Below are 13,604 nucleotides of genomic sequence, written 5' to 3'. Positions count from 1 at the left end.
TCGTATTTTGAATCAATCTAAATTGCAATGCGTAGGACAAAGAATCTTACCTTAATAACCTGCTATACCTGCATTTGTTAGCAATAAAAAATGAAATTTTAAGTTAAAGTTATACCTTTGTTTACCGCCTAACCCTACCTATATGCCAAAAAGTCTACGCTTAAGGTACCTGTTGCCGGGTAGTTTGTTGTGGGTGTTGATACTGCTGTTGGGTTCACTTACTGAGGCACAGGCTACGCATATTAGAGCTGGAGACATCACAGCCAAACGTGATACTACTGCCAACCCTAATCCCCGCCGGTTTTTCTTTACCATGATCATGTACACGGATCAGGCTTCGCAGGCTGATGACCCGCAGGTGCAGATCTCGATGGGGGATGGTAACACCATTACAGTACCACGAAAATCAGTTACTCCAATTGGTAACGAAACAGATAAAGAAGTATTTACCTGGGAGTATACCTACGGAGCAGATGGTACCTATACTATTTCCTGGAACGGTGTGAACCGAAATGGCGGTATCCTAAACATGACACCTCCAACTGATCAATATTCCTTTCTTATATCTACCACCATCAATATTAACTCGCTACGCGGGTTTAACAGTACGCCGGTACTAACGGTAGCACCTATAGATCTGGCCGCAGTAGGAGAGAAGTTTGTGCATAACCCGGGTGCCTTCGACCGCGATGGTGATAGCCTTGCCTTTAAATTAAGAGTCCCTCTTCGTACAGATGCCGCTGGCAATATTGTACCAGTACCAGGCTATGCTTTACCTAACCGTATATTTGGTTGTAACACTTCTACGGGCAGTGGGGCGGCAATATTTACACTAGACCTGGAAGACGGTCAGTTAGTCTGGGATGCTCCCTGCAGACAAGGCGAATACAACGTAGCTTTTGTAGTAGAAGAATGGCGCGTAGCACCTAACGGGGGCGCTGTAAAATTAGGCGAAGTAGTGCGTGATATGCAGATACTGGTAAAGGAAACCCCAAACCGTCCTCCTGTATTGGAACCGCTTGATACCTGTGTAATAGCGGGAACAACTTTAACAGGGGTAATACGGGCAACTGACCCTGACCAAGACCTGATAACACTTACTGCAACAAGTGGAATTATCCCTCCTGCAACTTTTAGTCAGCTTACGAATACACCTGGCCTTGCCACCGGCCGTTTTACCTGGGGTACAGAATGCCTGGATGTGCGTGAACGACCTTACCAGGTTATATTTAAAGCTGAAGACGTAAAGCAAACGGGTGCAATCAAGTTAGCTGACCTGCAACCATGGAACATCAGGGTGGTTGGGCCACCTCCTCAAAATCTGCGTGCTGAAAGTGGGGATAAAGCCGTAGTGCTGAACTGGGACAGGTATGTTTGCCAGAATGCGGAGGTAATGTATATTTACCGCCGCGAGGGGCCATCTAACTTTGTGCCTGACGATTGCGAAACCGGTGTGCCATCCAGTACAGGTTATGTGCGGATAGGTGAAGTGCGTAAAGCTGCCAATGGTACATGGGCTACAACTTTTACAGATAATCAGAACTTAAAGGCAGGTGTTCAATACTGTTATATCATTTATGCTGAGTTCCCATCGCCGGGCAGAGGTAAAAGTATAGCGAGCCGTGAAGTATGTATCATGGTTGATCAGGATATACCTTACCTGACAAATGTGGATGTAACAAGTACCAGCACTACAGCCGGCCAGATATTCGTAGCCTGGACACAACCCCGCGAGATAGATGACCTGACCGGACCTTTCCAATATCGCTTATACCGTAAAGAAGGTCAGCAGCCAGGTGGTGCCTATACTTTAATAACTACCTTCAACAGGCTTATTGATACGACCTTTACTGACAAAAACCTGAATACGTTAGAGAAATCTTACAGGTATAAACTGGAGTTCTATGAGTCTGCTACATCAGCGGGGCCTCCAAATATTCTGCACGATAGTACCTCGGCTTCAAGTGTTTTCCTGACGGTGACACCATCTGATAATGAAACTAAAAACATCGTATTAAACTGGACTTATAATGTGCCGTGGCGAAATGAAGTGCTGCAACATGAAATTTTCAGACGCGAAGGTACCAGCGGCGGTTTCGTTAAAATAGCAGATGTAATGGCTTCAACGAGCGGTGGTACCTTTACGGATGTGGGTACGGAGGCTGCCCCTTTGGAACGAGGTAAAACCTACTGCTATTATGTTCGTGCAAACGGTACCTACCAGTTATCAGAAATAAAAGAACCGTTGCAAAACAGAAGCCAGCAAATTTGTGCACTGCTGCCAAAACTGGTATGTCCTCCTGAGCTAAGTATAGATCAACTGAATTGCGATGAATTTTTGGCAAATCCGACGGATCCGCCTTATCAGAACGTGCTGACGTGGGTACCGCAATTAACCGGCGACTGTACTCCTGATATCGCGTTCTATACCATTTACTTTAGAGGACCCGGACAAACAGAATACGCAGCGTTGGCACAAGTACCGGCACCTCAGACTACGTTCACGCACACCGGTCTGGAATCTTTTGCTGGTTGCTACAAGGTAACTGCCACGGATGTAAATGGTACTGAGAGCGATTTCAGCAACGAACAATGTAAAGACAACTGCTTCTTCTTTATGCTTCCAAATATCATTACTCCGAATGGTGATGATAAAAATGAAGTGTTCAGACCTGATGAAAAAGCTCGCTTTATCAAGACAATCAAGTTTACGGTGTTTAACCGTTGGGGCGTAAGAGTGTATGAAGGCAACGATAAAAGTATAAACTGGGCTGGTACTGACACTGACGGCAAGCGCTTAAGTGATGGTATTTATTACTACGAAGCACAGGTAGAATTCTTCTCAATAGATCCGGCTAATACCTTTAAGAAGTATAAAGGCTGGGTAGAGATTGTACGTTAATGGTAACTGACCGGGAAAAGCTGCAGGATAAATCCATCGTGTTTTATGATGGCTCCTGTGGCTTTTGCCAGGTCAGCGTACAATTGGTTTTAAAGTATAACAAGCATCAGGATTTATACTTCTCATCGCTGCAAAGTGGAGTATTAGAGCAGATAGTGCCGCTAAATCAAGTACCTGATCCTTTGCCCGATGCAGTTTTGTTTTATGAACATGGTAAACTATACGCAGCCTCCGATGCAGCCCTCCAAATTGCCCGTCATCTTAACTTTCCGCTTTCTATACTTTCCTATTTCAGGTTTATTCCAGTATCTTTCCGCGATAAAGTGTATAGCTTTGTAGCTAAGCACCGCTATAAAATTGCCGGCCGGCAGGATTCCTGTATACTTCCGGCACCTGAGCAGCGGGCACGGTTTATAGGTTAAAAAGGAAAATAGACAAAAGATAATAGACTTCTGATTTTAAGCTTAACAAGGTCATCTGATTTAATTTAAGCTTTGTCTGGTGGTCTGTGTCTTAAATCTTGTGTCTATACTAACATCTAACAGCCAATTATCAATTAACAATAAGAATGAAGAAAGCATACGTTTTCCCGGGACAGGGTTCTCAATTTGTAGGTATGGGCAAGGACCTGTACGAGCAGCACGAAGAAGCAAAGAGACTGTTTGATAAGGCAAATGAGATACTGGGATTCAATATCACCGAGATCATGTTTAACGGTACCGACGAAGAGCTGAAGCAAACTAAAGTAACACAACCAGCTATTTTCCTTCACTCGGTAGCGCAGGCGGCAGTTGCCAAAGATTTTGCTCCGGATATGGTAGCCGGTCACTCGCTGGGTGAGTTCTCTGCACTGGTGGCGAGTAAGGTTCTGAGCTTTGAAGATGGCCTTAGACTAGTTTCTAAAAGAGCGTTGGCCATGCAGGCTGCCTGCGAAGCAAACCCATCAACTATGGCAGCTATACTTGGCCTGGAAGATGAGAAAGTAGAAGAGGTTTGTGCATCTATAGAAGGCGAAGTAGTGGTTGCAGCCAATTATAACTGCCCGGGCCAATTGGTAATTTCAGGATCAAACAAAGGTATCGAGATTGCCTGCGAAAAGATGAAAGAAGCCGGTGCCAAGCGTGCCTTGCCATTACCGGTAGGTGGCGCTTTCCATTCGCCGCTGATGAAGCCGGCTGAAGAAGAACTGGCAAAAGCTATCAACGAAACTACATTTAGCAAAGGTATATGCCCGGTTTACCAGAACGTGGATGCCAAACTACATACCGACCCGGCAGAGATCAAAGAAAACCTGATAAAGCAATTAACAGCGCCGGTTCGCTGGACACAGTCGGTGCAGCAGATGGTGGCCGATGGTGCTACGCACTTTATCGAGTGTGGTCCGGGCAAAGTGTTACAAGGCTTGGTTAAGAAGATCGAACGTACAGCTGAAGTTAGCTCAGTAGAGTAAGGCTTAAGCTGAACATACAAAGTATAAACGCCCTCTCTGGCTAAACCAGAGAGGGCGTTGCTTTTGATAACTTATGCTTTCCTATGATCAGCCAAAATAGTTAATCGTGTTCCTTAGCTTCTTTGTATGTCTTGTGTATCGTGCCTGCCGGGTGCTGTGCAGGAGCATAGATGGTGTATAATTTGAGCTCCTCCTTGCCTATGTTCTTTATATGATGCCAATGGCCGGAGGGGATAAGTATTGCCCAGTTCTCAGACACCTTTTTGTCAAAGCTAAGTTTATCTTTTGACTTTCCCATGCGTACCTGCGCCTGGCCTTGCTCAATCCGTAGAAACTGGTCCACATCTCCATGTAACTCCAGATCTATTTCCTCACCTGGCTTAAGCGACATAAGCACCATTTGCAAGTGTTCGCCTGTCCACTGTACCTGGCGGTAGTTCGGGTTGTTTAACGTTGCCTGTTCTATGTCAATCACCCAGGGCTTTTTCCCCATATCTCCACCTTGCTGCGTTGCTGTTGGAGTAGCTTGCTTTGTTTGGGCGATGTTTGCTTCCATAGTTGCCCCGCTTGTCCTGGCCTCATCGCAACCAAACAGCAACATTAAAATTAGTAAGCCAGCCGCACAAATTATATTTCCCCTTTCCATAGACAGATATTTTATACATAGAAAGAATCTATATAAATAATAACGAAAGCTTATAGATTATGTTGAAAAAGTTATAGTATTTTGCAGGTCTCCGATACCTCATGTAAGACTATGAAAAATAAGATTGTCCTTATATTTTGGATATCCGGGTTCATACTTCTGAACCTATACGCCAACTTGGTCCCGAAACTGTTTCAACTGAGTCCGTTGCCCTGGCTGGGCTGGGCGGTCGGTTTCTTTGTAGTGGCTTTTCTGCTGGGCAGGTATGTACTCCGGCTTAAAGGGCTGCAATCGCTTGGGATGCAGTTGCACCAAGGCTGGGGCAGGAATCTGCTGATCGGTTTTATACTTGGCTTTGGCATCTGGAGCCTTAAAAACCTGGTGTTTTATAGTATGGGTAAGTTTGAAGTAACAGGTATGATGAAGGCCAGCTACATTTACCCAATGCTTGCGCAGGCACTGCTCGGGATGTTCTTTGCCTCTGCTATTAATGACCTGATGATCCGGGGATACAGCTTTGCTTTCTGTAAAAAAGAGAACCTATTGCGCTGGTACCTACTACTTGCCACAGTGCTTTATGCTTTAGACGACTCCTGGAACGAAGGAATAGATGTGATGAACCTGGTTTTTTCAGCTGTGTTGGGCATTTCGCTGGCTTATACGGTGCTGAAGACCGGCTCTATCTGGATGACGATTGGCATACACTGGGGTAGTAACGTGATGTATCGCATGATGTCTGGTTTTGACGGGCAGGGGATATGGAAGGTAGAGAACGTAACCGAGGGAGTGCAATATGAATACATCAGCCTGCTGGTTACAGCGCACCTGTTCCCGGTTTTATACTTGCTGCTCCGAAACAGGAAGACCAACGCAACTATACCTGAAAATCAGCCTATAGCTACATCACAATTTGCTTAATCGTGTAAACTATGAACCAGGAAAACAGAAGAGAAATATTGAAACTGGTGGATACCGCCCACGCCAAAGTAGAATCATTTTACCCGGAAGAAGCTGTTTACAAAGACACACCGCAGTGGGCCGAAAAGCGCAGGCTTTTATTAGCTGACCTGGCGCTACATTTGGCACAGGACGCGCTGAAAGGTGACACGATAAGAGAGACTTCGCTGAAGAACCACCTGTTTGCCATACTTAAAATTAGTGCAGAGTTTTTCCCTGATGGAAATTACGCCGGAGCAGCAGCTCTCGTAGATGAAAGTATTACTTCTCTGAAATAACCTGTAAATTTTATTTAGGACAACTATCAACCACCAGTGGCTATCGGGCGGTCACTTCTCGACCATTCGCTCCAGGAGCCTACGTATAATTTAGGTATTCCCAAGCCGGCATAATCCATGGCTAATAAGGTATGGCAGGCAGTAACACCGGAGCCGCAATGCACAATAATGTTTTCAGGGTTTCGGTTACCAAGTGCTGAAGTATACTTTGCTTTTAGTTCTTCGGGAGTAAGTAAGGCACCAGAACCAGTAAGGTTTGTACTAAACGGAATGTTTACCGCACCCGGTATGTGCCCGGCAACCAGATCGATAGGTTCTGTTTCGCCTTTAAAACGTGCCGCTTCCCGTACATCAATCACTAAATAGTCTGGATTCTGCGCTAATTGCTCCACTTCAGTGATAGTTGCAGTTGGCAGCAGCCATTTGCTGTGTGGGTAAGCCGAAAGTATAGCTGGTTTTTCTGAACCTGAACTGGTAGGAATGTCAGCCTGAATTGCTGCATTGTAGCCTCCATCCAGTACCTGCACCCGTTCATGTCCTATAGCCCGTAACATCCACCAAAAACGCGCAGCTGCGTTTGCCCCGTTCTTATCGTCGTAAACCACTACATGGCTCTCCGGAGTAATGCCCAACTTGCCGAGTAGCGTCGCAAAATCTGCAATAGGAGGTAAAGGGTGCCTGCCACCTTCTGCTGGGTCTGCTGTTTTCTGAGCTAAATCTGTTTCAAGGTCGACATATAGTGCGCCAGCCAGGTGTTCAGCTTTATACTTTGCCAAAGCATCTTTTCCGGTTCGAGCATCTATCAATACCAGGTTTTTGTCCGGGTAAATGGCAGTTAGCTCCTGCGGTTTAATGATTGGGACCATTGGCTATAGTTTTATTGTGGTGAATTAAGAATGTTGAGTAAACGCTTGATTATAGTACATTTATGCACTATAGTTTTTGTTGGTGGCAGTTGTTAATTATTTTCTTTAGCTGATCATAATTATCAACGTCTGTACCTAAGACTGTTGCCTTTTGGACTGACACACATGCCTCAGATATAAGCCCTTGATCATTTTGTGCCAGTGCGAGATTAGCATAATATGTGCCTTCCGTTGAATCTAAAGCAATAGCGGCTTTATAGTCCCTGATAGCTAATTTGTTCTGGTAGAGTTGGTAATGCAACAATCCTCTGTTGTTGTAAAAAGGTGCGAAAGCGCTATCTAACTTGATGGCCGTGTTTAGCATAGATACAGCTTTCCCCAACTGGTTAGTGTAGGCGTAGCACGTAGACAGATCAAAATACAATCTTGGGTTCTTTGGCTCTATCTGTAAAGCATGTTTGTAAACAAGAATTGCTTCTTCATACTTCTCCTGCTTTCTGAGTTCGAATCCCTGTACGCTCAGATTCTCAGCCTCAGCATATTCAAAACTATAGGGCAATTCCACAGCACTTGATTCGCCTACCTGGTAACGCTGATACCACCAACTGGGGACGTGATCGCCTAACGCCCCTCCATAGATAAGGAGAAATAAAGGGACCATGAACAACATGTAAACTGATGTTACCGCTTTGAGTTTGACAGGCTCATCTTTCTTCCTTATAAAGTAGATAAAGAAAATGATAAAGGAAGGTATTATCAGAAAAGAAGGGTAGTCCCAGAAAGTTCTTCCGAAGTACTTTGCAAAAAGCGTGATAGTTGATAGGAGCAGTAAAGTATAAATCGAAACATTGCTGATACTAACTTTCCTATGAATGATCTCTTTAGCAGCCTGTACTGCGAAGTATATGAACAAGACACTCAATAGTAACAAGAGGAGCAAATTACTGCCACTTATGTCCTGCGCTCTTAGAACTTGTACTATGGGCAACAAAATCAGGCAAGAGTAGAATGCTATGTTTTTCAATATATTCATTTCAATACCACCAACTACTGGATAACAGTAAGAATACCTTTCTTTACCCTTTGAACAAAGTTTATTTATTTTCTACTGCAATCTTTAACACCACTTTTCTTACCACGTGCTCACCGGTTACCATAGCTGCATGTGCATCATCTGGGTAAAAAATAGTGAAAGAGCCTGCCGGCACATCAAACCAGTTATCAGTTCTGTCCGGGAAGAAAGCGGCTTCGCGTTCCTCGTTGTAAGGGTCGTTGGGTTCATCGCAAAGTGCCAGGTCTTTCCAGCCCATGTGGTCGGTACCTGAAATCACGTACTGAATATCAATATACTTGCGGTGCACTTCCAGTTTATAGTTGTCTTTGGTTACGCCGGCCGCTTCCGAAACTATGGCGAAAAGCTTTCTGCCTTCAATCTCCAAAACACCGGTTTCTATAGTTGCCAGATCAGTTTCCTGTAAAAATTTAAAAGCCTGTGCAAAAAGCGGGTGCATACAAACGTATCGGTCGGCATTGGTGAGTTTATCGAGAACCATATTTGTAATTAAGAGTGTAGGAATTTAAGAGTTAACGAGTTAAAAGTTCTGAGTTCTGAGTCTCGAGTTATGTGTGCGAAAAAACTCGTAACTCATAACTCGAGACTCAGAACTAAACCACAGGTTTTACTTGTTATAAAATGCTAAATTTGCCTTAAATTAAGAGATAACAATTGATCTATCCAGAAAATTTTGAAATAAAGATTGGGTTTGCACAAGTGCGCGAAATGCTGGCTGAGCTTTGCTTAAGTCCGCTGGGCCGCCAGTTCGTAAACCGCATGCAGTTTCTGAACCGCCACGACCTGGTACAGCGACTGTTACAACAAACAAACGAATTTAAACAACTGCTGGAATCCGAAGCCGAGATTCCGCTGAGCCATTACTTCGACGTAACTGCCTACCTTGACCGGGCTGCCATTCCTGGTACATTCCTGGATGTGAGTCAGTTCTTCGAGATCAAGATGTCGTTGCGTACCATCCGCGATTCGCAACGCTTTATTTCGGGTACAGAAGAAGGGAAATTTGAAGCCTTGAAAGCTCTGGGTGCCGACGTAACGGTAGAACGCTCACTGATTGCTGCGTTAGATAAAGTGGTAGACGATGCCGGAGCCGTGCGCGACGATGCCACGCCGGAACTACAGCGTCTGAAACGCGACCTGATCGCACAGCAGGCTATACTTCGCAAAACGATCAGCTCCATTATCCGCCACGCCAAAAACGAAGGCTGGACGCCCGGCGATGTGGAGCCAACGATACGTGGCGGCCGTTTGGTTATACCTGTTATTGCCGAGCACAAACGCCGTATCAAAGGTCTGATACATGATGAGTCGAATACAGGGCAAACGGTTTACATTGAGCCGGAATCTATCTTTGAACTTAACAACGATATCAAGGATCTGGAGAATGCGTATCACCGTGAGCTCATTCGTATTTTAACTGGCCTTACCAATACGTTGCGTCACCACATACCGGAGTTGCGCAAGGCATACCAGTACCTGGGTCTGCTGGACTTTATCCGTGCCAAGGCGGCATTTGCGCGTAGGGTAGAGGCCACAATGCCACAACTGCACAAGTTCCCGCACATCAGTTGGAAACAAGCCATTCATCCGTTGCTATACTTGTCGCACCGCCAGCTGGGTAAGCCAACTGTGCCAATGGACCTGGAACTCACCCGTGACCAGCGTATCCTGTTGATCTCTGGTCCGAACGCAGGTGGTAAATCGGTGAGCTTAAAAACAGTAGGCCTGGTGCAGTATATGCTGCAAACGGGTATGCTGATACCTGTAGAAGAAGGCTCTGAGGCTGGTATCTTCCACGACATCTTTATCGACATCGGGGATGAGCAGTCTATTGAAAACGACCTGAGTACTTATAGTTCGCACCTCACCAACATGAAGAAATTTGTGACGGTGGCGGATAACAAGAGTTTAGTGCTGATCGACGAATTTGGTACAGGTACAGAGCCAGTGCTGGGTGGTGCCATTGCCGAAGCTGTGTTACAAACGCTTAATAACAGTAAAGTATACGGTGTGATAACCACGCACTATACTAACCTGAAAAACTTTGCCGAGAAAACGCCGGGTATTGTGAACGGTGCCATGCGCTACGACCATAAGCACCTGCAGCCGCTTTACCAACTGGAGATTGGTAAGCCAGGTTCGTCTTTTGCTATCGAAATTGCTCGTAAAATTGGTTTGCCAAAAGCTATAGTTGACAAAGCCAGTAGCTTGGTAGGTAAAGACAAGATCCGATACGACCGCCTGCTGGAAGAACTGGAAACTGAAAAGCAGGAACTGGAGAAGAAACTTGCCGAAGCTACCAAACTGGAGCAGAAGTTGAAGCGCAATGTAAAAGAGTATAACGACCTGAAGAACTTCCTGGAGGAGAGCAAGCAGGACGTGATGCGTGAAGCCAAGGGCAAAGCGAAGCTGTTGCTGAAGGATGCCAACCAGAAAATAGAAGCAACTATACAGCAGATAAAGCAGAGCCAGGCCGAAAAGGAAAAGACCAAGGAAGCACGCCGCGACCTCGAAACATTTGCCAACGAGCAGGTGCGCAAAGAAGAGCCGCGCCCGGCACATAAACGCCTTACAACGGGTGGCCCATTAAAAGAAGGAGACAATGTAGCCTTAGTGGGCCAGGATTCGGTAGGGCAGATCGTAAGTGTAAAAGGTAAGACTGCCGAGGTAATGTTTGGTGGCTTGAAGACTATAGTTAAGATTGATAACCTGGAGCGTGTAGATGCGCAGGCCGCGAAGCAGAAGAAAGCAGCTGCCAAAGCCGAAGAAGGCTATACCCGCGGCATGAACATTACCCAACGCATGGCTGATTTTGGAAGTACCTTGGATATTCGTGGAGAGTATGCAGAAGATGCGCTTAATAAAGTGATGAACTTTACCGACGAGGCGATAATGCTGGGCATTCCGGAAATCAAGATCATACATGGCCGTGGCAACGGTATACTGCGTCAGGTAGTGCGTGATTACCTTTACTCGGTGCCGGAAGTAGCCAGCCTGGGCAGCGAAGCTGAAGAACGAGGCGGCGATGGTGCTACACTGGCAGTATTGAAGTAAGTATAAAATATAGATAAAAAAAGGCTCCCGGTAAGGGAGCCTTTTTTACGGTTTTGTCAGTAGGATTACCTTACAAATCTGTATTCTACACCATCCTGAACATAAAAGAGTTCATCGTCATCTAACTTCGCGATAACAACATAATATTCTCTACTAGTCCCTTCGTCAAACACGATTATTCTATCATTATTTTGGTATTCCCAATCTCCTTCTGCTACTGTTCTACCCTGATAACTTTCATTATAAGTGCCAGCTCTTTCAAATTGAGATGTATACTGCCTGAAATCAAAAGGCTCTTCTTCTTCTAATAACTCATCTGTAATATCTTCCCCGTCAACTATTATGGCGTCCCCTGTCCATTCTCCAGCAGTTAGCTGTGCTATATTTGGTGAAACATCATCGTCATCATCGTCTCCACAACTTACCAGAAATAGCGGAAACAGAATGGCTAACAGAAAGTAACGTAATTGATATCTGTTCATAAAATATAATTTAAGTATAACAAAGCAGAATATTATGGCAATGGGGTATAGCTATGTGTTAATAATGGTATGTACTTAAAAATACGCAATTTTGATTTGCTAAACCTTATGTTTATAGTTTATAGCATTAAAAAAGGCTCCTTTAACAGGAGCCTTTTTTATAAACGTTATGTGTTAGCGTACAAATCGAATCTCAACATCCTGACCCATATCAGCTAAGTCGCCCTCGGCCCAAAATTCGGAGCTAGTGAGTCTGTTAACTTCCACGGTTGTCTCGTCATCTGTTCCTTCATCTAAAATAATCTGGGTTTCATCTTCTGAGAATTCCCAGGTTCCCTCATCTGAACCAAAGTCACTATCTGCTGTATATGTACCATCTGCACTAAAACTAATGGTTGAATTCTTTACATCAAAATCAAAAAGTTCAGCAAAATCGTCAGTTGCGTCAACTCCCTGAACATAAATTTTATCCCCAGTCCATTCCCCAGCAGTTAAAAGGGACTCTTTATCTGGAGTTGTATCATCATCGTCTTCATCGCAGCTAACTGTAGTAACCATTAGCAGTGCAGCAAATAGGTAAGTAAGGAACTGTAGTTTTTTCATGTTCTATTTTATTTAAGTTTTAAATGAAGATAGTCCGTGTTAGTTTCGGATTGGAGTTATACGAAAGCTACAGGAAGCAGTTAACCGATTGCTTAACCTGAGCTTAAATTAAACAAGGTAAATGTTTTTACTAACCTAATAAAGAATGGGCTAGAAAGTTTTAAGTTAAGAAGAATACCAGAAAGAAACCTAAATGTCTTTCAAGTATAGTAAAAAACTGATCTACCTTTTAGAGAAGATTACATGATATTTACTTCAGGATTCAGATGTATTCCGAATTTTTCTTCTACTGAGTGTATGATGTCGTAGGCCAGTTGACGTACTTTTTCGCCGGAGGCACCGCCATAGTTTACAAGCACCAGCGCCTGGTTTTTATGCACGCCATAGTTTTCAATTACTTTCCCTTTCCAGCCGCACTGTTCAATCAGCCAGCCTGCAGGTACTTTCACGGTTAGTTCCGACACCGGGTAAGCAGGCATATCCGGGTAGTGCTCTTTCAGGATATCGAAAAGTATAATCGGTATTTCAGGGTTTTTGAAGAAGCTTCCAGCGTTTCCGATCTGTTTGGGATCAGGTAACTTGCTCTGGCGAATGTAGCAAACGGCTGCGCTAACATCCTGTATAGTTGGCTGCGTAACCTGCATTTCTTCCAGGGTGGTTTTAATGGCGCCGTAGCTGGTATTTACTTTATGGTTTTTGTGCAGCCTGAACGTAACCGAAGTAACTATAAACTGGCCTTTCAGCTCGTTCTTAAATACACTTTCGCGGTAGCCAAACTTGCAATCTTCGTTGCTGAAAGTATGCATCTGGCCAGTCTCCAGGTGCAGGGCTTCCAGTTCATAAAATACATCTTTCAGCTCCACGCCATAGGCGCCAATATTTTGCAACGGTGCTGCACCTACCGTGCCCGGTATCAGCGACAGGTTCTCTACGCCGCCTAAATTATGCTCTAAAGTATAAAGTACAAACTCATGCCATACTTCGCCGCCACCGGCTTTTACATAAGTATAGTTCTCATCTTCGTGTACAACCTCAATACCTTTTATACCATTCTGCAGCACTACGCCATCAAAGTCTTTTGTAAAGAGCAAGTTGCTTCCGCCCCCTAGTATAAGTTTCTGTTCCTGCTTTAGTTCAGGCATCTGCAGCAATTCCTGCAACTCCTGCACACTATCGAAGCGGGCAAAAAGCTTTGCTTTTACATCTATACCAAACGTATTATAAGGCTTAAGTGGGAAATCAGACTGCAGTTTCATAGGCACGTATTTACTGCAAAGATAAGTCATTGAAATTA

At 44.6% G+C, this 13,604-nt stretch carries 13 protein-coding genes; 6 read left to right on the top strand and 7 right to left on the bottom strand.

Annotation, left to right across the window (positions count from 1 at the left end; genetic code table 11):
• The first annotated feature begins 142 nt into the window (after positions 1-142).
• From MJ612_RS08475 to fabD, 3 genes are all read left to right on the top strand, one after another.
• Positions 143-2,902 carry a T9SS type B sorting domain-containing protein gene (locus MJ612_RS08475; RefSeq protein WP_250419099.1) on the top strand — a complete coding sequence of 920 codons (2,760 nt, stop codon included), beginning with the start codon at positions 143-145 and terminating at the stop codon, positions 2,900-2,902.
• Positions 2,902-3,324, top strand: a complete 423-nt coding sequence (locus MJ612_RS08470) for a thiol-disulfide oxidoreductase DCC family protein (RefSeq protein WP_187033065.1) — start codon at positions 2,902-2,904, stop codon at positions 3,322-3,324. Before MJ612_RS08475 ends, MJ612_RS08470 begins: the two co-directional genes overlap by 1 nt.
• A gap of 146 nt (positions 3,325-3,470) precedes the next feature.
• The gene (gene fabD, locus MJ612_RS08465) at positions 3,471-4,352 is read left to right on the top strand and encodes an ACP S-malonyltransferase (RefSeq protein ID WP_187033064.1); all 882 of its coding nucleotides are present in this window, start codon (positions 3,471-3,473) and stop codon (positions 4,350-4,352) included.
• A gap of 100 nt (positions 4,353-4,452) precedes the next feature.
• Here the strand turns inward: fabD and MJ612_RS08460 are convergent, their stop codons facing one another.
• The gene (locus tag MJ612_RS08460) at positions 4,453-4,908 is read right to left on the bottom strand and encodes a cupin domain-containing protein (RefSeq protein ID WP_187033063.1); all 456 of its coding nucleotides are present in this window, start codon (positions 4,906-4,908) and stop codon (positions 4,453-4,455) included.
• Between the two features lie 201 nt (positions 4,909-5,109).
• On the opposite strand from MJ612_RS08460, the gene MJ612_RS08455 reads away from it, so the two are divergent.
• Positions 5,110-5,916, top strand: coding sequence for a CPBP family intramembrane glutamic endopeptidase (locus MJ612_RS08455; protein ID WP_187033062.1), 807 nt, complete (start codon positions 5,110-5,112; stop codon positions 5,914-5,916).
• A gap of 11 nt (positions 5,917-5,927) precedes the next feature.
• Positions 5,928-6,233, top strand: a complete 306-nt coding sequence (locus MJ612_RS08450) for a hypothetical protein (protein ID WP_222619727.1) — start codon at positions 5,928-5,930, stop codon at positions 6,231-6,233.
• Positions 6,234-6,259: 26 nt separating this feature from the next.
• On the opposite strand, the gene MJ612_RS08445 is transcribed toward MJ612_RS08450, so the two are convergent.
• The 3 genes from MJ612_RS08445 to MJ612_RS08435 form a co-directional block, all read right to left on the bottom strand.
• The gene (locus MJ612_RS08445; RefSeq protein WP_187033061.1) at positions 6,260-7,099 is read right to left on the bottom strand and encodes a sulfurtransferase; all 840 of its coding nucleotides are present in this window, start codon (positions 7,097-7,099) and stop codon (positions 6,260-6,262) included.
• A 67-nt stretch (positions 7,100-7,166) separates the two neighbouring features.
• Positions 7,167-8,123 carry a tetratricopeptide repeat protein gene (locus MJ612_RS08440; RefSeq protein WP_187033060.1) on the bottom strand — a complete coding sequence of 319 codons (957 nt, stop codon included), beginning with the start codon at positions 8,121-8,123 and terminating at the stop codon, positions 7,167-7,169.
• Between the two features lie 70 nt (positions 8,124-8,193).
• Entirely contained in the window at positions 8,194-8,652 is a 459-nt protein-coding gene (locus tag MJ612_RS08435; RefSeq protein WP_187033059.1) for a YhcH/YjgK/YiaL family protein, read from the bottom strand.
• A 173-nt stretch (positions 8,653-8,825) separates the two neighbouring features.
• On the opposite strand from MJ612_RS08435, the gene MJ612_RS08430 reads away from it, so the two are divergent.
• Positions 8,826-11,225: an endonuclease MutS2 gene (locus MJ612_RS08430; protein WP_187033058.1), complete on the top strand. Its 2,400-nt coding sequence runs from the start codon at positions 8,826-8,828 to the stop codon at positions 11,223-11,225.
• Between the two features lie 65 nt (positions 11,226-11,290).
• Here the strand turns inward: MJ612_RS08430 and MJ612_RS08425 are convergent, their stop codons facing one another.
• The 3 genes from MJ612_RS08425 to murB form a co-directional block, all read right to left on the bottom strand.
• On the bottom strand, positions 11,291-11,707 hold the full coding sequence (locus tag MJ612_RS08425) for a lipocalin-like domain-containing protein (protein ID WP_187033057.1): 417 nt from the start codon (positions 11,705-11,707) through the stop codon (positions 11,291-11,293).
• A gap of 174 nt (positions 11,708-11,881) precedes the next feature.
• Entirely contained in the window at positions 11,882-12,310 is a 429-nt protein-coding gene (locus tag MJ612_RS08420) for a lipocalin-like domain-containing protein (RefSeq protein ID WP_187033056.1), read from the bottom strand.
• A gap of 239 nt (positions 12,311-12,549) precedes the next feature.
• The gene (murB, locus tag MJ612_RS08415; protein WP_187033055.1) at positions 12,550-13,566 is read right to left on the bottom strand and encodes a UDP-N-acetylmuramate dehydrogenase; all 1,017 of its coding nucleotides are present in this window, start codon (positions 13,564-13,566) and stop codon (positions 12,550-12,552) included.
• Positions 13,567-13,604 lie beyond the last annotated feature (38 nt).

Source organism: Pontibacter deserti (assembly GCF_023630255.1).
Lineage (GTDB): Bacteria > Bacteroidota > Bacteroidia > Cytophagales > Hymenobacteraceae > Pontibacter > Pontibacter deserti.
Note: the sequence above shows the minus strand (reverse complement) of the source record. Positions and strands in the feature narration are given on the sequence as shown.

What these genes read in the sequence shown, in the direction of transcription:
- MJ612_RS08445 (WP_187033061.1), bottom strand. Translation starts at nt 7,099, where the DNA reads ATGGTCCCAATCATTAAACCGCAGGAGCTAACTGCCATTTACCCGGAC.
- MJ612_RS08435 (WP_187033059.1), bottom strand. Translation starts at nt 8,652, where the DNA reads ATGGTTCTCGATAAACTCACCAATGCCGACCGATACGTTTGTATGCAC.
- MJ612_RS08420 (WP_187033056.1), bottom strand. Translation starts at nt 12,310, where the DNA reads ATGAAAAAACTACAGTTCCTTACTTACCTATTTGCTGCACTGCTAATG.
- MJ612_RS08450 (WP_222619727.1), top strand. Translation starts at nt 5,928, where the DNA reads ATGAACCAGGAAAACAGAAGAGAAATATTGAAACTGGTGGATACCGCC.
- MJ612_RS08475 (WP_250419099.1), top strand. Translation starts at nt 143, where the DNA reads ATGCCAAAAAGTCTACGCTTAAGGTACCTGTTGCCGGGTAGTTTGTTG.
- fabD (WP_187033064.1), top strand. Translation starts at nt 3,471, where the DNA reads ATGAAGAAAGCATACGTTTTCCCGGGACAGGGTTCTCAATTTGTAGGT.
- MJ612_RS08460 (WP_187033063.1), bottom strand. Translation starts at nt 4,908, where the DNA reads ATGGAAGCAAACATCGCCCAAACAAAGCAAGCTACTCCAACAGCAACG.
- MJ612_RS08470 (WP_187033065.1), top strand. Translation starts at nt 2,902, where the DNA reads ATGGTAACTGACCGGGAAAAGCTGCAGGATAAATCCATCGTGTTTTAT.
- murB (WP_187033055.1), bottom strand. Translation starts at nt 13,566, where the DNA reads ATGAAACTGCAGTCTGATTTCCCACTTAAGCCTTATAATACGTTTGGT.
- MJ612_RS08455 (WP_187033062.1), top strand. Translation starts at nt 5,110, where the DNA reads ATGAAAAATAAGATTGTCCTTATATTTTGGATATCCGGGTTCATACTT.
- MJ612_RS08425 (WP_187033057.1), bottom strand. Translation starts at nt 11,707, where the DNA reads ATGAACAGATATCAATTACGTTACTTTCTGTTAGCCATTCTGTTTCCG.